25 protein-coding genes are annotated in these 25,096 nt (G+C 41.7%); 19 read left to right on the forward strand and 6 right to left on the reverse strand.

Annotated elements, in window-relative coordinates; all coding sequences use genetic code 11:
* Positions 1–106: 106 nt before the first annotated feature.
* The 6 genes from AAFN85_RS15705 (at position 107) to AAFN85_RS15730 (ending at position 6,474) form a co-directional block, all read left to right on the forward strand.
* Positions 107–1,423, forward strand: coding sequence for an SUMF1/EgtB/PvdO family nonheme iron enzyme (locus AAFN85_RS15705; protein ID WP_347528510.1), 1,317 nt, complete (start codon positions 107–109; stop codon positions 1,421–1,423).
* Positions 1,424–1,490: 67 nt separating this feature from the next.
* The gene (gene gldL / locus AAFN85_RS15710; protein WP_347528512.1) at positions 1,491–2,294 is read left to right on the forward strand and encodes a gliding motility protein GldL; all 804 of its coding nucleotides are present in this window, start codon (positions 1,491–1,493) and stop codon (positions 2,292–2,294) included.
* A 47-nt stretch (positions 2,295–2,341) separates the two neighbouring features.
* Positions 2,342–3,859 carry a gliding motility protein GldM gene (gene gldM, locus AAFN85_RS15715; protein WP_347528514.1) on the forward strand — a complete coding sequence of 506 codons (1,518 nt, stop codon included), beginning with the start codon at positions 2,342–2,344 and terminating at the stop codon, positions 3,857–3,859.
* A 6-nt stretch (positions 3,860–3,865) separates the two neighbouring features.
* Complete coding sequence (gene gldN, locus AAFN85_RS15720) at positions 3,866–4,852, forward strand: gliding motility protein GldN (RefSeq protein WP_347528516.1); 987 nt, start codon at positions 3,866–3,868, stop codon at positions 4,850–4,852.
* A 392-nt stretch (positions 4,853–5,244) separates the two neighbouring features.
* Entirely contained in the window at positions 5,245–5,637 is a 393-nt protein-coding gene (locus AAFN85_RS15725; protein WP_347528518.1) for a hypothetical protein, read from the forward strand.
* 441 nt (positions 5,638–6,078) lie between these two features.
* Positions 6,079–6,474: a hypothetical protein gene (locus AAFN85_RS15730; protein WP_347528520.1), complete on the forward strand. Its 396-nt coding sequence runs from the start codon at positions 6,079–6,081 to the stop codon at positions 6,472–6,474.
* 55 nt (positions 6,475–6,529) lie between these two features.
* Here the strand turns inward: AAFN85_RS15730 and uvrC are convergent, their stop codons facing one another.
* The 3 genes from uvrC to AAFN85_RS15745 form a co-directional block, all read right to left on the reverse strand.
* The gene (gene uvrC, locus AAFN85_RS15735) at positions 6,530–8,365 is read right to left on the reverse strand and encodes an excinuclease ABC subunit UvrC (RefSeq protein WP_347528521.1); all 1,836 of its coding nucleotides are present in this window, start codon (positions 8,363–8,365) and stop codon (positions 6,530–6,532) included.
* 325 nt (positions 8,366–8,690) lie between these two features.
* Positions 8,691–10,958 carry a transglycosylase domain-containing protein gene (locus tag AAFN85_RS15740; RefSeq protein ID WP_347528523.1) on the reverse strand — a complete coding sequence of 756 codons (2,268 nt, stop codon included), beginning with the start codon at positions 10,956–10,958 and terminating at the stop codon, positions 8,691–8,693.
* Between the two features lie 3 nt (positions 10,959–10,961).
* A complete protein-coding gene (locus tag AAFN85_RS15745) occupies positions 10,962–13,934 on the reverse strand; it encodes a hypothetical protein (protein WP_347528525.1) in 2,973 nt (990 codons plus the stop codon).
* A 70-nt stretch (positions 13,935–14,004) separates the two neighbouring features.
* Here AAFN85_RS15745 and AAFN85_RS15750 point away from each other — a divergent pair, with 70 nt between their 5' ends.
* The 10 genes from AAFN85_RS15750 (at position 14,005) to AAFN85_RS15795 (ending at position 21,178) form a co-directional block, all read left to right on the forward strand.
* Positions 14,005–14,235 (forward strand): AtpZ/AtpI family protein, encoded by a 231-nt coding sequence (locus AAFN85_RS15750; RefSeq protein WP_347528527.1) that lies wholly within the window; start codon positions 14,005–14,007, stop codon positions 14,233–14,235.
* Entirely contained in the window at positions 14,232–14,618 is a 387-nt protein-coding gene (locus AAFN85_RS15755) for a hypothetical protein (RefSeq protein WP_347528529.1), read from the forward strand. The genes AAFN85_RS15750 and AAFN85_RS15755 overlap by 4 nt, the downstream gene beginning before the upstream one ends.
* 32 nt (positions 14,619–14,650) lie before the next feature.
* Complete coding sequence (gene atpB / locus AAFN85_RS15760; protein WP_347528530.1) at positions 14,651–15,715, forward strand: F0F1 ATP synthase subunit A; 1,065 nt, start codon at positions 14,651–14,653, stop codon at positions 15,713–15,715.
* A gap of 47 nt (positions 15,716–15,762) precedes the next feature.
* The gene (gene atpE, locus AAFN85_RS15765; RefSeq protein ID WP_110585792.1) at positions 15,763–15,972 is read left to right on the forward strand and encodes an ATP synthase F0 subunit C; all 210 of its coding nucleotides are present in this window, start codon (positions 15,763–15,765) and stop codon (positions 15,970–15,972) included.
* Between the two features lie 110 nt (positions 15,973–16,082).
* On the forward strand, positions 16,083–16,574 hold the full coding sequence (gene atpF / locus AAFN85_RS15770) for a F0F1 ATP synthase subunit B (protein WP_347528533.1): 492 nt from the start codon (positions 16,083–16,085) through the stop codon (positions 16,572–16,574).
* 115 nt (positions 16,575–16,689) lie between these two features.
* Positions 16,690–17,232: an ATP synthase F1 subunit delta gene (atpH, locus tag AAFN85_RS15775; protein WP_347528534.1), complete on the forward strand. Its 543-nt coding sequence runs from the start codon at positions 16,690–16,692 to the stop codon at positions 17,230–17,232.
* A 42-nt stretch (positions 17,233–17,274) separates the two neighbouring features.
* Complete coding sequence (gene atpA / locus AAFN85_RS15780; RefSeq protein ID WP_347528536.1) at positions 17,275–18,849, forward strand: F0F1 ATP synthase subunit alpha; 1,575 nt, start codon at positions 17,275–17,277, stop codon at positions 18,847–18,849.
* Between the two features lie 130 nt (positions 18,850–18,979).
* A complete protein-coding gene (gene atpG / locus AAFN85_RS15785; RefSeq protein ID WP_347528538.1) occupies positions 18,980–19,867 on the forward strand; it encodes an ATP synthase F1 subunit gamma in 888 nt (295 codons plus the stop codon).
* Positions 19,868–20,046: 179 nt separating this feature from the next.
* On the forward strand, positions 20,047–20,763 hold the full coding sequence (locus AAFN85_RS15790; RefSeq protein ID WP_347528540.1) for a hypothetical protein: 717 nt from the start codon (positions 20,047–20,049) through the stop codon (positions 20,761–20,763).
* A gap of 4 nt (positions 20,764–20,767) precedes the next feature.
* The gene (locus AAFN85_RS15795) at positions 20,768–21,178 is read left to right on the forward strand and encodes a hypothetical protein (RefSeq protein WP_347528541.1); all 411 of its coding nucleotides are present in this window, start codon (positions 20,768–20,770) and stop codon (positions 21,176–21,178) included.
* Between the two features lie 11 nt (positions 21,179–21,189).
* On the opposite strand, the gene AAFN85_RS15800 is transcribed toward AAFN85_RS15795, so the two are convergent.
* Together AAFN85_RS15800 and AAFN85_RS15805 are read right to left on the reverse strand one after the other, a co-directional pair.
* Entirely contained in the window at positions 21,190–21,366 is a 177-nt protein-coding gene (locus tag AAFN85_RS15800) for a DUF308 domain-containing protein (RefSeq protein ID WP_347528542.1), read from the reverse strand.
* A gap of 30 nt (positions 21,367–21,396) precedes the next feature.
* The gene (locus AAFN85_RS15805; protein ID WP_347528544.1) at positions 21,397–21,903 is read right to left on the reverse strand and encodes a hypothetical protein; all 507 of its coding nucleotides are present in this window, start codon (positions 21,901–21,903) and stop codon (positions 21,397–21,399) included.
* Positions 21,904–22,064: 161 nt separating this feature from the next.
* On the opposite strand from AAFN85_RS15805, the gene AAFN85_RS15810 reads away from it, so the two are divergent.
* From AAFN85_RS15810 to AAFN85_RS15820, 3 genes are all read left to right on the forward strand, one after another.
* Positions 22,065–22,580, forward strand: a complete 516-nt coding sequence (locus tag AAFN85_RS15810) for a hypothetical protein (protein WP_347528546.1) — start codon at positions 22,065–22,067, stop codon at positions 22,578–22,580.
* A gap of 124 nt (positions 22,581–22,704) precedes the next feature.
* Positions 22,705–23,595, forward strand: coding sequence for a DUF4349 domain-containing protein (locus AAFN85_RS15815; RefSeq protein ID WP_347528547.1), 891 nt, complete (start codon positions 22,705–22,707; stop codon positions 23,593–23,595).
* Between the two features lie 61 nt (positions 23,596–23,656).
* Positions 23,657–23,854 (forward strand): hypothetical protein, encoded by a 198-nt coding sequence (locus AAFN85_RS15820; protein ID WP_347528549.1) that lies wholly within the window; start codon positions 23,657–23,659, stop codon positions 23,852–23,854.
* 67 nt (positions 23,855–23,921) lie between these two features.
* On the opposite strand, the gene gldB is transcribed toward AAFN85_RS15820, so the two are convergent.
* Positions 23,922–24,959, reverse strand: a complete 1,038-nt coding sequence (gene gldB, locus AAFN85_RS15825; RefSeq protein ID WP_347528551.1) for a gliding motility lipoprotein GldB — start codon at positions 24,957–24,959, stop codon at positions 23,922–23,924.
* Between the last annotated feature and the right edge of the window lie 137 nt (positions 24,960–25,096).

The following is a 25,096-nucleotide window of genomic DNA, read 5'->3' on the forward strand; positions in this document are numbered from 1 at the left end:
CTCACTATTACCCAATTATTGTTTTTTATCACGTACATTGCGCAAAATGTAATATATTCGGGCGTCGCATTGTGTATAAGTGATATAACAGATTTTGAAATTGAAAATGAAGCAGATATACTTTTTAATAGTTGTTTTAGCTGGTGGTGTATTGAGTAGCTGTGGCCGCGGTGGTGGCGACAGGGGAGAGGTTGTAGGCGTTCCGGCACGTTCGTTTAGGGCAGAAGTTCCTTACGGCATGGTTTATATTCCGGGTGGCAGCTTCTTGATGGGTCAAACCGATCAGGACGTTACTTTTGCGCAGATAGCGCAAACAAAGCAGGTAACCATTCCTCCATTTTTTATGGATCAAACCGAAACCACCAACAGCCAGTACAAAATGTTTGTAAACTGGGTTAGGGATTCGATAGCTATATCAAAGTATATAAACGATAATAAATATTATATCCAGCCTCAGGGCGGTGCCGCTAAAAGTGGTAATGGTAAAAAATATATCAACTGGGATTATGTAAAGAAAAATCCTATCTGGAATACCAAAAAAGGTCAGGCCAATAACTCACAGAAGTTACAGGGCATGTACTATCAGGGTGATGACCGCGTGTTTGACCGCGATGAGGTGGATGTGCGTGTGTTAAAATATAACTACTCGTTATATACACTGCGCGATGCTGCAAATTATCACAACGATAAATCAAAAAAACGCTCTGATTTCATTTTTCGCGATACGGTTCCCGTTTATCCTGATACATTGGTGTGGTTAAGCGATTTTTCATACGCTGCTAACGAGCCAATGGTTGAGGCTTATTTTTCACATCCGGCTTTTCGTAATTACCCTGTAGTGGGTGTAACATGGAGGCAGGCCCGCGCGTACACTGTATGGCGTACACGTTACAATGATGCGTATAAAAATAAACGTCACCTACCACTTCGTGCTCCTTACAGCTTGCCAACCGAGGCTGAGTTTGAGTACGCTGCACGTGGTGGAAGGATAGGTACAGATTATCCATGGGGTGGTCCGTACATCAAAAATGCTAAAGGTTGTTTACTGGCCAACTTTAAACCAGGCCGTGGTAACTATACTGATGATGGTGGTGCATATACAGTAAGCGTTCGTTCATATTTCCCTAACGATTACGGGTTATATAATATGGCAGGTAATGTTGCCGAGTGGACACTATCAGCATTCGACGAATCGGCATCAACATTTGTGCATGATCAGGCACCAACATTTAACTACGAAGCTAAAGCTACCGATCCGGAAGTGCTTAAGCGTAAAGTTGTACGCGGTGGTTCATGGAAAGATATAGGTTATTTCCTTCAAAATTCAACCCGCTCGTACGAGTACCAGGATACCGCTAAATCATACATCGGTTTCCGTTGCGTAACCCACTATCTGGGTCGCGACATTAAAGACAAACGCTAATAACATACGTTAGTTTATAATTAAGCAAATCAAAAAAACAATTAATAAAAGTTATTTCTGAATTATTATGGCTGGAAAGAAAAAACCATTCGGAATTGGGAACGTAATATCATTGGGTGCAACCGTAGTAATTATCGGTCTGTTATTTAAAATTCAGCACTGGCATTTCGCGTCGGAATTCATTACCGCAGGTTTGGGCATGGAAGCGTTCTTGTTCTTATTGTTAGGTATTCAACGTGAAGATAAGGAAGTTGATTGGGTGCGTGTATATCCTGAGTTAAATGAAGATTTTCAGGGAGAACTACCAAAAGCTACTGTAAGAGGTGGTGGTGCCAATGTTGGCCCTTCAACTACAGTTGCTTTAGATAAAATGATGGAAGATGCTAAGATCGGTCCGGAACTGGTACGCAGCCTGGGCGATGGTTTACGCTCATTTGGCGATAAAGTAGCTGCTATTTCACGTGTAACTGACGCTGGAGAGGCTACTATAGCATTCACCTCTAAAGTTAAAGCCGCAACCGAAAGCTATGATAAATTAAGCAGCTCGTTCGAAAAAGCATCGGCTAACTTAACCGAGATGGCTAATACAAACGTTGATTCGAAGGCTTATCATGAGCAAGTTAACAGCCTGGCTAAAAACCTCTCAGCCCTTAACGCGGTTTACGAGTTGGAGCTACAGGATTCGAGCGCACACTTAAAATCAATGAATAAATTTTACCAAAACCTTGCTCTTACCATGAACAACTTCAACGAATCTATGGATGATTCGAAACAGTTTAAGGAAGAGGTAGGCCGTTTGGCTAAAAACCTGGCATCATTAAACTCAATTTATGGCAATATGCTTACTGCCATGAACCAACCACGAGTTTGATTATAGTATTAATAATTAGTTGATTACCAGATAAAGATTTAGAATAAATGGCCGGAGGTAAGGAAACCCCAAGACAGCGAATGATAGGTATTCTATACCTGGTACTATTGGGCCTCATCGCCCTTAACGTACCGGATAGTTTACTTGACGCTTTCAAAAACATAACGCGAAGCCTGGATGCGTCAAGAAATAACGTTACTACCAGCTTGCAAACTACATACAGCGCTTTCGAGGCTACTAAAATGAAAGAGCAGCCCGAAAAAGCTAAACAGCTATTGGATAGGGCCCATGAAGCCAGTAAAGCTACTGACGACTTAAATGCTTACATTGAAGAGTTAAAAGCCGAGTTGGTAAAACAAGGTGGTGGTATCAGTGCCGAGATCGATGATATCGAAGCAAGGGATAACCTGGATATCTCGCCCGAAATAATGATCAACCATAAAAAGGCCGATGTTTTGAAAGAGAAAATTGGAGCTACAAGGGCTAAATTATTTGAGATATTAGGTAAAGATAGCGTAGGCGTAAACTTTTCACTAAATGCTAACGATCCTCCAAAACGTGCCGGTATCCCATCAAAAACATGGCAGCAGGCTTATTTTGGCGACGGTATCCCATTGGGCGCAACTATCACAACTTTAGCAAAGATCCAGGCTGATAACAAAAATGCCGAAAACGAGGTTGTTAAAAAAGTGTTAGGTAAAATAGACCAGGCGCAGGTTACTTTAAACGCGTTTAAAGCTGTAGTGGTACCTTCAAGCAATTATGTAATAGCAGGTCAACCTTATAAAGCTGAAATTTATTTATCTGCTTACGATAAAAATTCAAACCCAACCATTACTGTAGGTGGTTCACAGGTACCAACCAGTAATGGTGTAGGTGTTTATACTACAACTGCAAGCGGAGAAGGTGTGCATACCTGGAGCGGTCAGCTGTTAGTGAAGCAGGTTGACGGACCACCACAACCATACCCAATTAGTGGTTCTTACGTAGTTGCCAAACCATCGGCAGTTATTTCTCCTGATAAAATGAACGTGCTTTATATCGGTGTGCCAAACCCTATCTCGGTATCAGCACCTGGTGTGCCAACCAGCAGTATCAATGCCCGCATGACCAGCGGTTCATTGAGTGGTTCAGGTGGCCATTTTACGGCAACTGTAAGTAGTATCGGAAAAACAACTATTACCATTACCGGCGAAAAAGGCATGGTATTAGGTTCAACCGAGTTCCGTATCAAACGTATTCCGGATCCTAAGCCTCAATTTGCTGGTAGAAGCGGTGGTAACGTTGGTACTGCAAACATCAAAGCGCAAGACAGGCTTTTTGCCCAGTTGGATAACTTTGATTTTGATGCTAAATTTAGCGTAACACACTTTACTATGCTGGTTGTAAAACCACGTCAGGATGCGATTATTTTACCAGGAAGCAGCGGCGACTTAACCAGCGCTATGCATGCTGCCTTAAATACAGTTACACCCGGAACTACTATTGTATTTAAAGATATTATAGCAGTTGGCCCCGATCATTCACCGCGATCTTTGGATCCGATTGTAATATCAGCAAACTAAAAGCGTATGAAAAAGAGAATTTTAGTTGTTGTACTTTGCCTGGCATGCGTAACCGCGTTTGCTCAGAAAAAACGTACTAAAAGAGCTCCGGCAAGAAAACCGGCCGCAACAGCAAAACAGGTAACAAAGGCGCCTACGCAGGTTCAGCCTGATAATGTTACCAGTCAGCAACCAACAGGTTTAGATGCAAATCCTAAAACCAACGGTAAACCTTTTGAAAGGCCGCTTGATGGTTACTATAAAAAATCGAATATTTTGAACGCAAGGGTTACTCCTTATCCAAATCTGCGTGAAAGTGATGTAGCTTTTGCAAAAAGGGTATGGCGTGAAATTGATGTTCGCGAAAAAATGAACCAATACCTGGCATCGCCAAAACGCCGTTTGATCGATGTTTTACTTGATGCCATTTCTGCAGGTGAGCTTACTGCTTATGATCCTACGCCTGGTAAAAAAGATGATGTTAATGGTGACGAATTTTCAACACCTTTAACGGGCGGACAGGCCCGTGGTCGCCTTGCTTCTGATAGCAGTGTGGTTGAAAAACGTGATAAAGATAATAACGTGATCTCGTCAAGTATGGTAGCTGGTGAATTTAACCCGGATAGTGTATTGAAGTTCCGTATTAAGGAGGATTGGGTGTTTGACAGACAGCGTTCAATATTTGAGCCTCGCATTGTTGGCATCGCTCCTTTGATCAAACCTAAAGGTGCCGGTTCTTTGGATATTGACTATCAGCCAGCATTTTGGATCCGTTTTGAGGATGCAAGACCTATTTTGGCCACTAAAGAAGTTGTTAGCCGCGCAAGCGATGCAACTGGCTTAAGCTTCGACGACGTGTTTATGAAACGCATCTTTACAAGTTACATTGTAAAAGAAAGCAACGATAAAGACGAACGTATAAAAGACTACGCTCAAGGTATCGACAAGCTTTACGAATCTGAAAGGATCAAAAAAGAGTTGATGGATTGGGAGCTTAACCTTTGGCAATACTAATAGCTAAAATATTTTAAGATATACAAAGCGCGGTGAATTTCATCGCGCTTTTTTGTTATACCTGATTTTGCATCTCAGCCTTGTTAAGAGTTACGATTTTCTAAAACTTCGTAAGTCTGCTTCTACGGTATTGTCACTTTTCTTTTTCTGTGCGATTTTCACTCTGCTAATGACCAACTATCACGTTGGTTCGACGAACTCCCTTCTATAACCGATCAACGCCAAATATTTCGACGAAACACCGTTTTTAGCGCTTGCCGAGCCGTTTTCGGCGTTGGTCTATTTGTTTCCGGAGGTGGTATAACACTTTTTAACAGGTGAAAATTATGTTGTTCATTTGATCATTGAAACAAACAACAACAAAATTTAATCACTCATAAAACTCTATAGCCATGAAAACCTCAATCAAATTATCAGCATTATTTTTCTTATTAAGTGCAGGCGTTTTTGCTACTAACGCAGCCCAGGCTAAAGACAATACAGACCTTACCCCTAAAGCAAAAGAAACCGTAACTTTTGATGTTTTGGGAAATGATCGTGGTTTTAAAGCTAACATCGCAAAATCAGAAAGCGGTAAAACCATCGTTCGTTTTTACAACAGCGATAAACAGCTTTTGCTAAAAGATAATGTGAACACTAAAACCGATGTTGAAAAAGGTTACGTGTTATCTGAATTGGAGTGCGGCGATTATACCCTCGAGATAGCTTCAGATAATAAAGTGGTTAAAAAAGCCGTGCACGTTTACATGGATGGCGACAATAAATCATTCTATATCGCTCAATAATAATTAACCCCATCATATATGTAAAGCCCTGGCGTTAGCGCCGGGGCTTTTTTGTTTACAAAGATGTTAGATTGTATATCATCCTCCCAATTGATGGGATAAATAGTGTTAATTAATTGTCCTTTTACTAACTGCCTATTCACCAAGAGCAAAAGGAGACTTATATCATCTTTAACTAATTAAAATTTCCATTTTTAGAGTTGGTTTCTGCCATCGCGTAAGACCAATTATTGCTGCCGTTCGACAAACTACCCGAAATAGCCGACCAACGCCAAACCTATCGACGAAACCCCATTTTTAGCGATTTTAACCTTTTTTTGGCGTTGGTCTATTTGTTTCGGGAGGTTGTATAACGCTTTTTAGCAGGTGAAAATTATGTTGTTCATTTGATCATTGAAACAAACAACAACAAATTTTAATCACTCATAAAACTCTATAACCATGAAAACCTCAATCAAATTATCAGCATTATTTTTCTTATTAAGTGCAGGCGTTTTTGCTACCAATGCAGCCCAGGCTAAAGACAATACAGACCTTACCCCTAAAGCAAAACAAACCGTAAGTTATGATCTTCTTGATCACGATCGCGGTTTGAAACTTACCTTAGCCAAATCAGAAAGCGGTCGTACTTATGTGCGCTTCTACAATAAAGACAACCAGCTTATAATGAAAGATGTGGTTAATACCAAAACCGATGTAAGCAAAGGTTACGTATTCTCTGAACTTGATTTAGGCGAATACAAACTCGAAATAACTACCGACGGTAAAGTGACCAACGAAACTGTACGCATTTACCAGGACGGCGACAATAAATTATTCTATATCGCTCAGAAATAATTACTCCACCATATATATTAACAAAGCCCCGGTTTTTACAGCCGGGGCTTTTGTTTTAATTAGCCGCTTGATTTTTTATGGTTTCTTCTCCTCCGCTAAAATAACCCAGTATCGCTTTGGCTTGTTTTAGGTTCACTACTTCCAATAGCACTTCCTCATTAGCCTCACGCACTTTTTTTACCGATTTAAAGTATTTTAAAAGCTTCTCGGCCGTTGTTTTGCCAATGCCATCTATAAGTTCAAGCTCGGTAACCAACGTGCCCTTGTCGCGTATTTTGCGGTGAAAGGTGATGCCGAAACGGTGGGCTTCATCCCGTAAGTGTTGGATCACTTTCAGCGTTTCCGATTTTTTATCCAGGTACATCGGATATTGATCATTAGGATAGTAAAGCTCTTCTAACCGTTTAGCAATGCCGATAACGGTTACTTTTTTATCGATACCCAATAATTTAAGGCTGTGCATGGCCGATGATAACTGCCCCTTGCCACCGTCGATCACTATAAGCTGTGGTAGTTCGGTTCCTTCATCCAGCATCCGGCGGTAGCGGCGGTGTACTGCTTCCCCCATAGTAGCAAAGTCGTTAGGGCCTTCAACCGTTTTTACGTGAAAATGGCGGTAATCTTTTTTGGATGGTTTCCCATCTTTAAACACCACAATGGCCGAAACCGGGTATTTACCCTGAAAGTTGGAGTTATCAAAACACTCGATATGTCGTGGCAACTGGTTCATGCGCAGATCTTTCATCATCTGCGTAAGCAGGCGCTCGGTGCGTACCTCGGGGTTTAGTTTCTCATATTGATCTATCTTTTCTTTTTTGAAGAACTGCACGTTTTTTTGCGACAGGTCTAACAGTTTGCGTTTCTCGCCCAGTTTGGGTACTGTGAATTTGATGTTAGGATGATCTTCAAGGTCGATATCAAACGGAACGATGATTTCCTTGCTGTCACTGCTATAACGGCTCCTGAACTCGGATATGGCCAGTGTAAGCAATTCCTCGTCGGTTTCGTCAAGTTTCTTTTTTAGTTCGATGGTTTGAGTTTGAATGATGGTGCCGTTCATCACCTTCAGGAAGTTTACGAAGGCAAGTTTTTCTTCCGAAGCAATACTGAACACATCCACATCAGTAATGGACGAGTTTACGATGGTTGATTTGCTTTGATAATTCTCCAGCATATCAAACTTACGTTTAAGCCGGTGGGCCAGCTCAAAGTTCATATCCATGGCAGCGGCTTCCATTTCGTTTTTTAAACGACGAAGCACCGCGCCTATTTTACCGTTAAGGATATCTTTGATCTCTTCGATGCTGTTATCGTAATCATCCTCAGTCTGGAAGTTTTGGCAGGGGCCTTTGCAGTTGCCCAACTGATATTCCAGGCAAACCTTAAATTTGCCTTTATCAATATTTTCGCGGGTAAGTGCGAGGTTGCAGGTACGCAGTGGATAAGTTTCTTTGATCAGCCCTAAAATATTATGCATCATGCTCACCGAAGCATAAGGGCCAAGGTATTTCGATCCGTCTTTTACAATGCGGCGTGTCCAGAAAATACGGGGGTAGTTTTCATTTTTGATGATGATCCAGGGATAGGTTTTATCATCTTTCAACAACACATTGTAGCGTGGCTGGTGCTTTTTGATCATGCTGTTTTCCAGTAGCCAGGCATCAACCTCGGTATCAACTATGGTAAAAGTTATAGCACGGATCTTAGATACCAGCACACGTGTTTTGGCATTGATATGAATATCCTGGTTAAAGTACGATCCCACGCGGTTGCGCAGATCTTTGGCTTTGCCAATATATATCAGTTCATTCTCACTATCCCAATATTGATATACACCAGGGCGGTGAGGAATGGCCTTTAACGCTTCTCTATAATCAAATTTCTCGCTCACTGAATTATTGGTTTTAAATGTAAGAAGCTGTTTTAAAGGCGATTCAATAAAGTCGCTATATCTCCCACGTCATTGCGAGGTACGAAGCAATCGCGAACTTTACAGGGCGGATTTGCATAGTCACTCTGCTTATTCGCGATTGCTTCGTACCTCGCAATGACGGCTTGGATATGTTTTTGAACAACTTCTAAAAGAGAAACATTTTTCTTTTAAAACGTCATTGCGAGGAACGAAGCAATCCCGAACTTTACAGAGCGGCTCTGCTTATTGGGGATTGCTTCGTGCCTCGCAATGGCGGTGCGGGATTAACCCTTAACAAAAATAATTAAAAACCAAGCTTGTTGTCAACCTCGCTGTTGTTGCCTTGCTGTTGCTGGTTATATACATCGCAATTCATTTCAATGCTCACACCATTAGCTGGCGCATCAAAATCTACCGTTTTCTTGATGCCAAGTGCCGGATTGGCGTAAACCTTCTTCATGTAAAACGCGAAGATAGGGAGGGCACTATTGGCACCTTCGCCCAGACGTGTGCTTTGGAAAGCGATATCGCGGTCTTCGCAACCTGTCCATAAGCCGGTTACTAATTGCGGGGTGATGCCGATAAACCAACCATCCGAGTTGTTTTGAGTGGTACCTGTTTTACCGCCAATAGGGTTGCGTAAACCGTATTTGTAAGCAAGCCTTGAACCTGTTCCGTTTTCAATAACACCTTTAAGCATATAGGTCATTACGTAGGCGGTTTGCGGGTTCATGGCTTGTACTACGCGCGGGGTATGGGTGTACAACACGTTGCCATTTTTATCTTCAATACGGAGTATATAAGTAGGCTCTGTCCAAAGGCCATGGTTGGCAAATGCGGAATAAGCACCGGTCATTTCAAAAACTGAAGCATCAAACGTACCTAAACAAATAGACGGATATGGCGGAACCGCGCTGGTAATGCCCATTTTTTTAATGAGTTCAACCACCGGCTCGGGTTTAACCTCGCCCATTACGTGGGCTGTTACCCAGTTTTGTGAGTGTGCTAATGCCTGCCTCAAAGTAATGAAACCCGGTAAGGTTTCTGATGGCGATGAGCGCGGGCACCAAGGCGTACCATAACCACGGATGGTATCTGGCACGTTATTGATCTTCATACAAGGCGAGTAGCCATTATCAATAGCTACAGCATAAGTAAATGGTTTGGCTGTTGAACCCACCTGGCGTGTACCGCTCTTTACCTGGTCGTATTTAAAATGCTCGAAGTTGGTACCGCCAACCCAGGCTTTAACGTAGCCTGTTGTAGGGTCCATGCTCATGAGGGCGTTACGGAGCAGCATTTTACTGTAAATGATCGAATCGATAGGGCGCATCATGGTATCGATATTGCCATGCCAGGTAAACAGGTTGAGGGAGGTTTTGGTATTAAAATTCTCCTGGATCTCTTCGTCGGTTTTATCCTGTGCTTTCAGCTGCTTGTACCTGTCGGATTTTTGCATCCCCTGATCCAGCAAAAACTTAAAGTTGTGGATGCTTTTGTACAGGTTGCGGCCGCGCCAATGATCATTAAACTGTGCCTGGAGATCTTTCATATATTCTCTTTGCGCATCCTCCGCATATTGCTGCATGGTGGCATCAATGGTGGTATATATTTTCAGGCCGTCGCGATCCAGATCATAAGGGCTGCCATCCGGGCGGTTAATGTTTTGCTCTTTAAAGATCTTCTGAACTTCTTTTTTCAATACCGAGCGGAAGTAAGGTGCAAGGCCATCAAAATGATTGTTCTGGTGAAAATCTAAACCAAGAGGTTTTTGCTTAAACTCTTCGGCCTGGCCATCGCTAAGGTATTTTTGTTCGGCCATGCGGTTAAGTACCAGGTTGCGCCTTTTTATGGCGTTATCCGGGTGGCGAATGGGCGAGTAAATGCCGGGTCCGTTAACCATACCTATTAGCAAAGCAGCCTGATCGGGAGTAAGCTTATCTGGCGTAGTATTGAAATATGTACGTGCTGCCGATTTAATACCGTATGTATTATAAGCGCCAAAATCAACCGTGTTAAGGTACATGGTCAGGATCTCTTCCTTAGTATAGTGGCGTTCCAGCTTAACCGCGGTAACCCATTCCTGTAATTTCTGGATGATCCGTTTAAATGGATTTGCAGAGCGCTCCGAAAAAAGGTTTAGTGCCAATTGCTGGGTAATTGTACTACCTCCCTGTTTTTGCCCGATAAGCAAATGCGCGAAAATGGTAAAGCTACGGCCAAAGTCAATGCCCGAGTGATCGTAAAAACGTTTATCCTCAGTAGCTACCAGTGCGTTAATTACATTTGGGGAAAGCTCTTTGTATGTTACGTTTGATCTGTTTTGAACATAGTAGGTACCCAACACCTGCTTATCCGACGAGATGATCTCGGTAGCCTGGTTACTTTTGGGATTTTCCAGATCGCGGAAGGATGGTAGCTGGCCAAATACATCAAAAATTGTAAGCGTGATCATGATCACCACAAAAGCGAAAAGCGCTATTACCAATCGCCATATGTACCAGTTATATCTTCTTATGTCCGCGGGTTGCAGTGTGTTTTTCGAGTTAAACCTTGTATTGTTGGTTCTCATTTTTTAATAAAATTTCTGGTAGTAGTCAATATAACTCTCCAATGTTTTTTGGGTTGCTAATTTATCCAGATTTTCCTTGGTAATGATAAAAAAGCTGTATTTATCCTTTGGTACCTTCATAATATCAGGCAACAGCGGGATAATTGCCCGGGCGTATTCCTTAACATCGGCCAAACTATAAAAACGGCCAACGTATATCAGTTGGTTATCGGCACCTACACCTTTTATCAGGTGAAATATACGTGTGTTAGCATAATGGGTACGGTTAAACTGCCCGATACCAAAACGTGATGAGGCTAAATTAGTTGTACCGCTGGCCACATTTACAACAAAAAAGTAAAAGCTGGTATCCCGCTTACTGAACATGTAATTTACCGTAGGCGTATTGGTGATGGCTACAGGCGGTTTAGTGATCGCGCTATCTTTTTGCTGAGGTGCAGGCTGCGCTACAATATCCGGAGCGTTAGAGATAAGCGGTATATCATGTTTAGGAAGTGCGATCTGCACATTGCCCAACTGTTTAGGTAACTGCGGTGCCGCCTGCGGATCAATTTTGGCTCCCGGAGCCTTGTTGCCGGCAATATCAGTTGGCCGTTCAATACGAACCTGTGGTACTACAGCTTCGGCAACGTAAGGCTTACGATATTCAGTTTGTTTTTGATAAGCTACGGGCGGGGTAAAAGGGATCTCGTCAGGATCATCATTATATAACACTACAGGGCGCGCGGCTATTTCATTCCTGTTCGAATCGATATAGGCCAGGTGCTGATTGACCAGCGGAGTTACCAGTTTATCCTGCGGATATTTGGCTGCTATCAATTGCAGATCGGTTTGGAAAGGTGCCAGCTTCTCCTGATGACCGGCCGCTATAGCTTTTAAATAATAAAGCTGTGGCGCGTAACGGTTGTCGGGATATTTTTTAAGCAGATCATCGGCACTGCTAACTACCTTGGCATATTGTTTTTGAGCGTACAGTTCATAAACCTGGTTGTAATAGCCGTTAAACTCGGCGTTAACATCATCAAGCTTGCGGGCATAATCCGGATCGAGGATAACCTTGGCAAAGATGCTTTCCGGAAATTCTTTAAGCACCCGGTTTTTATAATCGGTAGATTTATTAACGTCGATATCGGCATAAAGCCTGTATAGGTTATAGTATATAGATGGCTTATCATTACTTTGAGGGAAACGGGTCAACAAGGCTTCGTAGGTGGCTATGGCTTCCTTTTTATCTTCTAAAACATCACGGTAAAAATTGGCCATCTCAAAATAAGCGTCATAAACGCGCATGTTTGATTGTTGCAGCAATGCCGGTGTAAGCGGCAGGTTTTTGGTAAGCTCCTGACGGTAAGCGCCGGCCGACACATTGGTGGTATTATAAGCCTGGCTACCAACCGGAGCATCAGGATCCAGGGTTTGGGCTATGCCGCTGTTGCCTGTAGGGATACCGGCGTTTGATCGCCTGCTTCTGCGCCAGTTATCTTCCAGTTTACGATTGCCCCAAAGCCTTTTAAAATCATTATAGCCCTGGCTTATGGCGCTGCTATTATAAAAATAAAAGTTGCTGCCGCTGTTTTTGTTATTTGATGAATTGGATGATTGCGCGTTATTATTACGATCGAACGCGTTTTGCATAGTGCCGTTATTGGTATTGGAGGCATCGGCAAGGGCGGCTTGTTGCTGGATCTTGGTTTTACGGGCAACCATGGCATCAATACGGGCGTCGCGTGTTTTTTCATCCAGTGCAGCCAGCATTTGCAGGGTATCCTCGCGCGATATAGTTTCGAGCAGCTTGGTCAGGATTTGTAGGTTATCAGCCTTCTTACGGATCAGTTGGTAGCCGGGATAATTTGGCGACAGGTTAACAAGGGTACTATCGTAATACAATTTGGAGGCGGCGTAATCAGCTTTGTTTTTAAAATCAACTTCGGCAATGCGTAAATAGGAGAGGCCTTTTTGGTTTTGATTTTTTGTACTAACCCGCACCGATTTTTTATAGCTTTTGATGGCGTTATCAATTTCGCCCGCTTTAAATTGTTGCTCGCCTATTTGGTACCAGATCTGATCATAAAAATCGGCATTGTCTTCATTCTTCAACAATGAGCGTAACAGGTCGATCTTGCTGATCTTAACGCCATCGCGGTTATCCTGGATGCGGATTCGGTTAAGGTTAGCATTGAAAGCCATTTCAAAACTGGCGTTGCTTTTTACAATCCGGGTGTAGTTTTGGTACGCGTCGCCTGCTTTTTGATTAAGTTCCTGTAGCTGGGCCAGGATAAATGTCCACCGGAGTGTAAGGTTTTTTTCGTGACTGTATTTTATGGCTTGTTTTGCCATCTCTTCGGCTTCGGTATAGTTTTGGGTGATGATATCGTACTGCAGTTTAGTAGCATAAACATCGGCCGTGATACTTTTTTTAGGGTTGATGTTTTGTATAGCGGTATCAATAGTGGTTTGGGCCAGGGGCAATTGATTAAGATACATCAAACCGCGGGCTTTCCATACTAAAGCTTCCTGTTTAAGGCTGGCGTTCCCTTTTCCTTCACCAAAGGATCGAATCACGTAGTTGAAATATTCAACAGCATCAAAGTAACTTGCCTCCAGATAACGTGCCTTACCTAAAACAAGGTAGGCATCGCCCAGGTAATGGCTTTGCTCTTTTATACTGATGATCTTGTTGGCTTTTTTTACGGCTTCTTCCAGGTCTTTATCAGGAGTGGCCGTTTGGGCGGTGGTATCGGGATATACGCTTAGTAATTCGTTGTAGGCATCAGGGAAGGCGGCAGCATAACTTTCCTGTTTAAGCCTCAAAATCTCGTTGGCGTTAAACAGTATGTTATAATGTGCCGTAAGATTTTGCATAGCGCGGTTAAAGCCGCTTTGTTTTTCGAGCGAGCAGCCGGCTGCAATAATTATTAAAGCAGACAGAAAAAAAATGCCGGTTTTATATATAATGGTTGATGTTCCTCGCCTCAATGTAATACGGTGGTTTAAAAAGCATTGCTAAAATACTAAAGATTATACAATAGGTTTAATAAATTTGCGCATGCCGGAAAATGAACAAAATACAGAAAAAGAAGCAGGTAGGCCTTTAAGTGCCTATGCTAAGTATAGTAGCCTGGGTTTCCAGATGATTGTTATCATTGGCATTTTTACATACGCCGGTTATAAAATTGATGAAGCCGGTAAGCACGATGTAAAGTGGGCAACCGCGGTACTGGCACTTATCGGGGTATTCATCTCTTTGTTCATCGTTATCAGATCTGTTAAAAATTGAAACTATCTACCGTTATTTTATCGTTTTTGTTATTCGCGGTAGTTATTGCAACTCCTCCGTTTTTGATCAGCAAGTCGGCACATGCTAACTGGCTCGATCCTCATTTCTGGATGATCTTCGGTTTCATAACCGGACTTACTTTTGTTACCATTATTTTAATAGTAATTATAGGTAAGGTTAACGCCGAAATATATACCCAAACTTTTCTCGGGGCCACCATGATCAAGCTTTTGGCAAGCATGTTTTTCTGCCTGTTTTTTCTGATTAAAATCAAAGTAAACGGGGTGATATTTGTCGCCAATTTTTTTTACGTATATTTCTTTAACCTCGCCTTTGAAATTTACGGCTTATTATGTACCTTGCGCAACCAAAAATTAAAGTAAAAATCTCTCTGCTAATGGATTTTAGCCCTATTTTGAACTCAAAAAAAATCACCTTAGGTATCATTTTAAGCGTTTTTTCGCTGTTTGTAACAGTAAAAGTACAGGCCGCACAAGAAAAACCAGCTACCGAAACTGCTGCTGAAGGCGGCGAAAAGGAAAAGTTTGATGCCAACGCAACCATCCTTGAACACATTGCCGATTCGCATTATTTCCACATTGGTGGAAAGATTGCCGTACCGCTGCCGGTGCTCCTTTATACCGATGGAGGATTGGAGTTTTTCATGGCTTCAAAATTTGGTCATGAAGGCGAAGAAGTTTATCAAGGAAAGTACCACACTTATGCTTTAGTTAAAGACAAAGTAAAAGCTGTTACCGCCGATGGTAAAACCGTTGATGAAAGTGCTAAGGTGTTTGATCTGTCAATCACCCGTAACGTTTGCTCAATGTGGTTATCAGTAATTTTATTGCTGATAATTTTCTTCACAGTTGCCGGATCGTACAAAAAGCGTGTTGGCAAAGCGCCAAAAGGTTTGCAATCATTAATGGAGCCGCTTATTCTTTTCATTCGTGATGAGGTTGCGTTGCCGAACATCGGTTACAAATACGCCAAATTCATGCCGTTGCTGTTAACCATGTTCTTCTTTATCCTGATCAATAACCTGATCGGTATGGTGCCTTTCTTCCCGGGAGGTTCAAACCTTACAGGTAACATCGCGGTAACTTTTGTGCTGGCGGTTATTACCTTGATCGTAGTTAACTTTAACGGTAACAAATACTACTGGAAACACATTTTTGCTCCTGATGTTCCGTTCTGGCTTTACCCTATTATGTGGGTAGTTGAGCTTGCGGGTATCATTTCAAAGCCGTTCGCGTTAATGGTGCGTTTGTTTGCCAATATTATGGCAGGCCACGTTATCGTGATAGCGCTTGTATCATTGATCTTTATTTTCGGTACGGTGGCTGTAGCCCCGGTATCCGTAGCCTTCGCGTTGTTTATCGATGTGTTGGAGTTGCTGGTTGCTTTCTTGCAGGCGTTCATCTTTACAATGCTTACCGCGTTGTTTATCGGTAGCGCCGTTGAAGAGCATCATCATTAATCAATTGTAATTAATAATAACACTATATTCATTTAAATTTAAAAACAATGGTTGGAAGTATTGCTGCATTAGGTGCAGGTTTAGCAGTTATCGGTGCAGGTATTGGTATCGGTCAAATCGGTGGTAAAGCGATGGAAGGTATCTCTCGTCAGCCGGAAGCTGCTTCAAAAATTCAAACTGCCATGATCATCGCTGCAGCACTTGTTGAAGGTGTTGCTCTGTTCGGTGTGATCGTAGCACTGTTGGGTAACAAATAATTTTACCCCCTTAATAAGGGCCGGTGCGGTGCAACGGTTGGTTACACTACCCGGCCTTTATTTCAAGTTGATTTAATAGAAATATAGTATAACGTTATCATATAAAATAAATGGAGTTAGTATTGCCGGATTGGGGTTTGGTTTTCTGGACATCGATCACTTTCGTATTTTTACTTGTATTATTAAGGGCTTTTGCCTGGAAACCAATTATGGCCGCCATTGGCGAGCGTGAGCGTTCTATCGAAGATGCTTTATTAAAAGCTGAAGCAGCTAAAGAAGAAATGAGCCGTTTAACTAACGAGAACGAATCGTTAATTAAACAAGCCCGTGCTGAACGTGACCTGATCCTTTCTGAAGCCCGTAAGGTAAAAGAAAACATTATTAGCGAAGCTAAAGAAACCGCGCACAAAGAAGGCGCACGTATGATTGAGCTTGCCCGTGTTGAAATTAACAACCAAAAAGCTATCGCTTTAGCCGATGTTAAAAACCAGGTTGCTACTTTATCTTTAGAAATTGCTGAGAAAATCCTTCGCAAACAATTTGAAGATCAGGCAAAACAAGACGAACTGGTAGGCCAGTTGTTGAAAGAAGTTAAATTGTAAGGATTTCGGATGTTCGATTTCGGATTTACGTCCGCCTCGGCATCCAAATTTTAAATTCCTTAATTCAAATAAAAAATTCCGAAATCGAACATTCGAAATCCGAAATTAAAACAGCATGTCAGAAATAACGGTAGCAACCAGGTACGCCAAATCGATCATTGATCTTGCCCAGGAACAAGGTATTGTTGCGGAGATCAAAGCCGATATGGACCTTTTTCTTAAAACCCTGAAGGGCAGCCCCGAGCTGGTAGCCGTATTGGCCAACCCGATCATATCTCAATCAAAAAAAGTAAAAATTCTTGACGAGATATTTGCAGGTAAGGTTAATAAAGTAACTACAGCTTTTTTTAAGCTGATGGTTAACAAAGGCCGTGGCGAGGTTTTATTCGCTACCGCAGGTGAGTACATTAACCTTTACAATGTGAAAAATCATATCACTAAAGCAAAGGTTACATCGGCAACAACACTTTCGGATGCTAACAAGGCTACTTTGGTTGCCGAGTTACAGGCTGCTATTGGCGGTACGGTGGTGCTTGAAACCAAAACCGACGCCGCACTGATCGGTGGTTTTGTACTTAACGTTGGCGACAGGCAGGTAGATACCAGCATTGCCGCAAGCCTTAAGAAAATGAAAAAGGAATTTGCTGCGAAAGCATAATTAATAAGTATTAAAAGTAAAACTCTAAATAAATTTTAAACAATGGTAGAGGTAAGACCAGATGAAGTATCAGCAATTTTGCGTCAGCAGTTGGCCGGCTTCAAGTCAGAATCTGAATTAGAAGAAGTGGGTACTGTACTCCAGGTGGGTGACGGTATCGCACGCGTTTATGGATTAACTAAAGTACAGTCGGGCGAGTTGGTTGAATTTGGCACAGGATTGCAAGGCATCGTACTTAACCTTGAAGAAGATAACGTGGGTGTGGTATTGTTAGGTAAATCTGACGATATTAAAGAAGGTGATACCGTTAAACGTACCAACAGGATCGCATCTATTAAAGTAGGTGAAGGCATGTTAGGCCGCGTTGTGGATACCCTTGGTAACCCTATCGATGGTAAAGGCCCTATCACCGGCGAAACTTACGAGATGCCACTTGAGCGTAAAGCACCAGGTGTAATCTACCGTCAGCCGGTAACCGAGCCATTACAAACCGGTATCAAAGCCATCGACGCGATGATCCCTATCGGCCGTGGCCAGCGTGAGTTGGTTATCGGTGACCGTCAAACCGGTAAAACTGCGGTTTGTATCGATACCATCATCAACCAAAAAGAATTTTATGATGCAGGCCAGCCTGTTATCTGTATATATGTAGCTTGCGGACAAAAAGCATCAACTGTTGCTAACATCGTTCGTACGTTAGAAGAGAACGGCGCTATGCCTTACTCTATCATCGTTGCTGCTAACGCTTCAGATTCTGCTACCATGCAGTTCTTTGCTCCGTTTGCCGGTGCCGCTATCGGCGAGTACTTCCGTGATACTGGTCGTCCAGGCCTGATCATCTATGATGACTTGTCAAAACAAGCTGTTGCTTACCGTGAGGTTTCGTTATTATTACGTCGTCCACCGGGCCGTGAGGCTTACCCTGGTGACGTATTTTACCTGCACAGCCGTTTATTAGAGCGTGCCGCTAAAATCAACTCAAACGATTCGATCGCTCAGCAAATGAACGATCTTCCTGAGTCGATCAAACACATCGTTAAAGGTGGCGGTTCATTAACAGCGCTTCCTATCATCGAAACACAAGCTGGTGACGTATCTGCATACATCCCAACCAACGTAATTTCGATCACCGATGGTCAGATCTTCTTAGAGTCGAACTTGTTCAACGCTGGTGTTCGTCCGGCTATCAACGTAGGTATCTCGGTATCACGTGTAGGTGGTAACGCGCAGATCAAATCAATGAAAAAAGTTGCTGGTACCTTGAAACTTGACCAGGCTCAGTTCCGTGAGTTAGAGGCTTTCTCTAAATTCGGTTCAGACCTTGATGCTTCAACCAAAAACGTGTTGGACAAAGGTATCCGTAACGTAGAGATCCTTAAACAAGGTCAATACTCTCCGGTAACTGTTGAAAAACAAGTTGCTATCATTTACTTAGGTACTAAAAACTTAATGCGTAACGTACCGGTAAATAAAGTAAGGGAATTTGAAACTGAATTTACTGATCAGTTAGAAGCGCGTCACCCAGAAGTTTTAGCTGCCCTTAAAGCAGGTAAATTTGACGACCAGCTTACCGGCGTACTGGAAACAGTAGCTAAAGAACTATCGGCAAGGTATTAATTTTTTAGATGTGCGGATATGCAGATGTGCAGATTAAAGATGCACGCTATGTATTTCCGCACTTAAATAAAACTGCACATTTGCACATCTGCATATCTGCACATTAAAAAAAATTTGCACATCGTAAAGAATGGCTAATTTAAAAGAAGTAAGAAACAGGATCAAATCTGTATCATCAACCCAGCAGATCACCAAAGCCATGAAAATGGTTTCGGCTGCTAAGTTGAAACGTGCTACCAACGCTATTATCCAACTACGCCCTTACGCAAGTAAGTTGAAAGATTTGTTGGCTAACCTGTCGGCAAGTTTGGAGGATAACACTTCACCTTACCTGCAAGAGCGCGAGCCTGTACGTGTATTGGTAGTTGTGGTATCATCAAACCGTGGTTTGGCCGGTGCATTCAACACTAACGTTATTAAAACTGCCAATAACTTAATCGCTGAGAAATATCCTAAGCAATTAGCTGCCGGTAACGTATCAATCGTTGCTATCGGTAAAAAAGCGCAAGAGTTTTATCAAAGGCGTAAATACAACGTTATTGGTAACAACAACGAGCTGTACTCGGATCTGAACTTTGAAAATGCTTCAAAAATTACCGAGGCCATTATGCAGGGTTTTGTAAACGGTGATTACGATCGTGTTGAATTGGTGTATAACCACTTCCGTAACGCGGCTGTACAATACCTCATCACCGAGCAATTGCTGCCAGTGCCAAAACCTGAGAAAAAGGAAGAAGCCAAAGCAGCTAACGTTGATTACATCCTTGAGCCATCACAACAGGAAATTGTTGAGCAGTTGATCCCTAAAAATATCAAGATCCAACTTTACCGCGCAGTTTTGGATTCGAACGCGTCTGAACACGGTGCCCGTATGACAGCGATGGATAAAGCAACCGAAAACGCCGGTGAGCTTTTGAAAGCATTGAAACTTTCATACAACCAGGCTCGTCAGGCAGCCATCACTACCGAGCTTACCGAGATCGTGAGCGGTGCGGCGGCCCTTTCAGGCGGAAACTAAGTTTAAGAGTACTTTTATATAGAAGAAGGCTTTCCGTGAGGAAGGCCTTTTTTGTTATCTATGATTTTAAAAGGGATTGGCTGAGGTTACGCTATCGGCAAACTTCAACCAGTTAGAACTTCAGTCAATTTTAACGCTACCCTAATTTTCATTGAAATAGTCTAAATTGCTTTAGCATAATGAAAAAAATAGTTTTAACACTGGTATTAAGTATTGTCTTATTTATCGTTTTTTTAATCGTTGTATTTTGGCGTAATAGCCGATCTGTTGCTGCTGCTAATGCGATTGACAATATCAAGATTACGGCTACAATTCCTCCTAAGTACTTAAAATTGTTTAATGATCCCAGTAAACTAAAGTTGGATAAAACTATGGTGAGCAGAGACCGCAACCCTGTATCACTGTTTGACTATGGGAAACAATTTAGTATATGTGTTTATCAAATTGATGCGCCTCAAAATATAAATCTGAAGAAAATAACCACATTAACAAGTGATGACACTCGACCAACAGATTTTTATCTATTTAATATTGCTGATGCTTTTACCAAATATGATCTGCTTTACAGAACAGGGCCTCAGGATAAAGTTTCAGGGATATTTTTGAATTTGTTTGGAAACAATACAACCGAGATTGCCAATAACGATTCGTTAGTTTACTACTATTCTGAAGCAAATAATTTTTATATAAAATATCAAAAGAATGGTGTGCAGGATTTTTGCATGGAGGTAAAGTATGAGTATGAAGAAGAAAGGATAAAGATATCCTCAGAAATCATGATCAAAAAGTTTAATAAGGCAATTTACCTGATCATACTAACAGCCAATAATGAAATTGCTAAAATTAAGCAAGGAACCCTTTTTGAACTTACAAAAGGCGATTTGAAGTCAAAATAGGCATATGAAAATTATATTATCAAACTGGATAAACCTGTCAGGAATTTTTGGAAGTGTGTTCCTGTTTACGATCATACTTACCATAACGGATGCCAACTTATCCTATAATATATTTCAGGCAACATTAGCTGCTCTAATCGCTATTTTAGGTTACGGGATGATGTTCTGGGCTTTTTTATTAGGAGCACTATTTATTACAGATTTGATATTAATAGTTCCTAACCAGAAAAATCTTAAATTGAAGCTGATAATAGAATGGTTGATCATTAGCAGCCCATTTATTTATTGGACAATTGAATATGAAGAATGGATATTTGCAGTTGGTATAGTTTCTTTTTTAGTAACACAATTACTACGGGAAAAGTATATTTTGAGAAGAGAGGAATTAACTGACCAAGGTAACGTCAAGCTGTAATTATTATAATGCTAAATACTCTTTTTCTTTCTACCACTAACCAAACTAACCACAGCATATAACAATATCACAACCCCAACAATAGTTTCGGTCGTATCGCCTTTGTAAATACCATCAACCAGGCAAATGATACCCAATATGATCAAGAGGATCATAGCCGATTTTCTCGGCATAAAAATTAATGCCATTAGCGAAAATTAAAGGTTGACATGAATGTGTTACTGAACAACAAGGTCAACTTCGGTATTGATCTCGTTGCCTGGTGTCACTTTATCCCAAATGCGCATTTTTACGTGGTAAGTTTGACCGGCTTCCATCGGGCGGCCAACAGTAATTGTTCCTTGTAATTCTGCGGCTTGCGCGGGTGGGTAACCCTCCGGTGTGTTAAACAGATCGGCTGCATCAAGCGCGGGTTTGCCGTTTTTATCGGTAACCAACAGCGATAGGCCAGGATGTGCTTTGCCATCTTTTAATCCGTAGTTTTCAACACCAATTGCGGCTATGGCAACTTTGGTGTTAAGCTGCACTTTATTGCTGCTTACTTTGTTTCCGCTGGCGTCTACCAATATCGCATCCCGAATGCGAAATCCTTTATAGCTAAGTTTTAAACCGGTGGCAAAGTCTGTTTTAGCCCCTCTGCTAAAGTTGCAGCCCGGTAGTATAATACAGCAAAGTATTGCTACAGATAATAAAAATGGAATAGAATACGATTTTGGATTTTTCATGGTTCAGGACGATGGTTTATATCTACAAATAAACACAAAGGGAAAGCGAAATTATTTTTAGTTCGTTGCGTTTTCTTTCGATTTTGTTGCATGTCAACAACTGTTTTAGCAATTCACTTTGAATTGCAAAGTGAATTGCTAAATTTGACTACCATAGTTGTATGAAAGGATTTACGCATTATATAATTTACTTCGTTGCCGTTATTTGGTTGCTCGTGTGCATCGGCGTCGGTTTCGGCTTTTTGTTTGATGCTCCTTATCAAACAAAAAAAGATCGGGACTTTATAAAATATCAAATCGACCCTAACATTACTACCATTGATAGTTTCAGATCGGTAAATGGCAGGTTACCATCTGTTGCCGAATTTGAACGAATTAAAAATAATTCAACAGGTAATTACGGAAACCAAAGTTATATAAGAGAGCCAAAGTTTGTTGACGCGGAAATAAAGGACAAAGTAAAAGATTTGGATTGGAATAATAATTATGTTTTGGCGGTGTGGCGGGGAGAGTGGTGGGAGTATTATATTTCGCGCAACCATGTTTACGTTACAAATAATTACAAACCTGTTGACGGTTGGATAGGAAAACTCATTTTCTTTATAATTGGTGTTATACCTCTAACCGGTTTAATATTCAGGCATACACGTATTAGACAAATCTCCCATTCATCCTAAGAATCCACCCAAATCCCGGTTCAAACAACCAGCTAAATCAACGCGATCATTCCCGAAATCAGCTATCAGGGTTACCTTTTATCGCTTTTCGGTATCAATGTATACCAAAGAAAATTAAACAGTTATGAAAACAAAATTATTCCTGGCGTTGCTGACGGGTGTGTTGCTGCTGGGCGCTTGTAAGGGTTCAAACTACGAAGCAATCCGCGACGATAAAGCCTCATCAACCAGTGCGGATACGGTGGCCGTTGCCGATACCTCAAAGGCCAACATCGCTCCAACCAAACTGGTAAAAACGGCCGAAATGCGCTTCAAAGTAAAAAATGTACAGCAAACCGGCGATGCTATTGCCGCCCTTACCACCCGCGATGGCGGCATGGTGATGCATCACCAAATGCAGGCCAACATTGAGCAAAGTAATGATATTCGTGTAAGTGATGATTCGGTTAAGCGAATATCGGCTTTAAGTAATAATGCCGATATGACGGTGAAAGTGCCGTCGGAGAATCTGGAAAGTTTTATGACCGAAGTTAGCCACATGGGCATGTATGTTACCCTGCGCAAAATGGATATTGAAGACCGTACGCTCGATTACCTTTCCGAAAAATTAAAACTCCGCAACAGGCAGGACCTGGTAGCTCAGCAAAAGAAGGGTAAAGTAGTTATTAAAGATCCCGTAAATGTGATGCTGCTTAAGGATGATATGGTTGATCAGCAAATTGGTAATATGCGTACAGACGAGGCCGTGAAATACAGTGTAGTTAGCCTAAGTTTTTACCAAAGCAATATAATTCACCAGGAAATGATAGCTAACGATGATCCGTCGGCCTATCAGTTGTCTTTTTTAAGCAGGCTGAGCATAGCGTTAAGCAATGGCTGGCATATGTTTGTTGAGTTGTTATTGGGCCTGGCCAATGCCTGGGTATTTATAGTTTTAGGGGTAGCCTTGTGGGGATTGTTCCGTTTTTACAAGCGGAAACACCCGGTATGGTTTGCGAGTGGCGTAAAATCATAAAAACTTTATCGCATTTTCGGTAAACATTTCTATTTTTGCGGAAACATTAAAAATAGGTACCATGGAATCAATGGAAAATGCTAACGCAGAAGGTCACTACAAATTATTAACTGTTGCTATCATTATCGGTATAGTAGGCGTGTTTTTGCGTTTTGCCGGCGATGCCAACACTGGCTTTATGTTCACTTCAATCTCGAACATTATTTTGATCATCGGTATCCTGATCGCTTTAAAATGCGTTTTCGCTATCATGAAGTAAAAACCCCTAACAGGGAAACAATATAAAAAAAGCGCCTTCAGTTTTGAGGGCGCTTTTTTTGTGGTTTTTATTTGGGATGATAAGCCGATTCGTTCAATATCTTTTGGGCATCCTTATCGATCATCAGCTGCTGCAAGGTAACATCGGGATGTTTGTCCATATACTTGCGTACTATTTGCCAGCCTGTCCATACGGCCAGTTTAGGGGCCGATTCGTTTCGCTCTCCTAATCCAGGGGTAAATGGGGCTTCGGTAAGGTATTTCTGAATTTTTGGATAATCCGTTTCATAAAGCAGGTTTTCCTCCAAAAAGTACCCCCAAATTTTACCTTCAAAATCATGGCACCATTGCAGCTGCTGGGTGGTGTAACGGATCTTGGTGCTATCGGCCATATCGGGTAAAACCTTATCCATAAAATACATGATCTTGCCGTTATAGATCATTTTATTCAAAAGCGACTTATCAGCATCATTTTCGGGGAACATATCCTCGCGGGCCATACCTTCAACCACTCTCGGTGCAATATTATCCGGCGTAAACCATTTTGACAGGTAATGCGGAAAAGCATCAGTTAATGATGGATAAAACCTTGAATTAGCACCCAAAAACAGATCGATACCTATGGCAAAATAACCGTCGCCGATACTGGTTTGTGCCTGGAAGCCCGAAATGTAGGCGTAAACTTTTGGTAGCCGCTTTTGCGGATAATAATATTTTACGTATTTGAAAGCTTCGGTAAGGTCGGCTTCCGGCTTATTCATGTTGGGAAAGGTGGCATCCACATCATGTTTCAGATCGGTGTAGGCTTTGCCTGCAAACACTTTTCTTAGCGTTGCAAAATATGCGGTATCCTTTGTACTGCCGGCCTGTAAAATGCGTTGAATAAAATCGGGATAAAAAGTGCCATACTTATTTTGCAGGTAAGCGGCCTGGGTTGCCATCGGTTTGGTGTGCATGGCATCAAAATCATGATCAAAACGATCGATCTTAACATCAACCTTAATATTGCTCACATCAACTTTTTTGTTGTTATGGCAACTGCTTAATATCAGGCCGATGGAAAAAATTAAGTAAATTTGCTTTGCTATAAACCGGGTAGAGCTCATTTTTTATCCTTATTGAGGCAAAAGTAATTTTATTTACATAATGTTGCGAAGCCGATAGTCAAAAGTCTTAAGTCGATAGTCGGAAGTCTTAACTTTTTCTGACTCAGTACTTGCGACTTAAGGCTACAGACTTACCA

Source organism: Mucilaginibacter sp. CAU 1740, from assembly GCF_039839285.1.
GTDB lineage: Bacteria > Bacteroidota > Bacteroidia > Sphingobacteriales > Sphingobacteriaceae > Mucilaginibacter.